Source organism: Bacillus sp. SIMBA_005 (assembly GCF_046535585.1).
GTDB classification, from domain to species: domain Bacteria; phylum Bacillota; class Bacilli; order Bacillales; family Bacillaceae; genus Bacillus; species Bacillus pumilus.
This window is the reverse complement of record NZ_JAWRWI010001124.1, coordinates 1-238: the sequence shown is the minus strand read 5'-3', so window position 1 is coordinate 238 and position 238 is coordinate 1. Positions and strand designations below refer to the sequence as shown.

The 238-nt window shown below is 68.9% G+C and carries 1 protein-coding gene; it reads right to left on the bottom strand.

Going from position 1 to position 238, the window contains the following annotated elements:
- On the bottom strand, positions 1–238 hold a 238-nt coding region (locus tag SB660_RS23625; RefSeq protein ID WP_486304229.1), incomplete at both ends, for a hypothetical protein.

Sequence of the window (238 nt, the reverse complement as noted above, 5' to 3'; positions counted from 1 at the left end):
GCAGGCGCGGGTTGACGTATTCGTCGATTCCGAAGTTGATGAGCGACAGCGCCATGCCGATGCCGCCGCCGCTCCAGGCCATCGCGCTGCGCCAGAACAGGCCGTTGCAGGCCAGGGCGAAGAACAGGCTGGTGGCGAGGATCAGGCCCTCGGTGGACAGTGCCGGCTGCCAGCGCCAGTCGATGGCGCGCAGGCGTTCGCGCCACCAGGGGCGGGTGATCGACAGGCTCATGCGTCC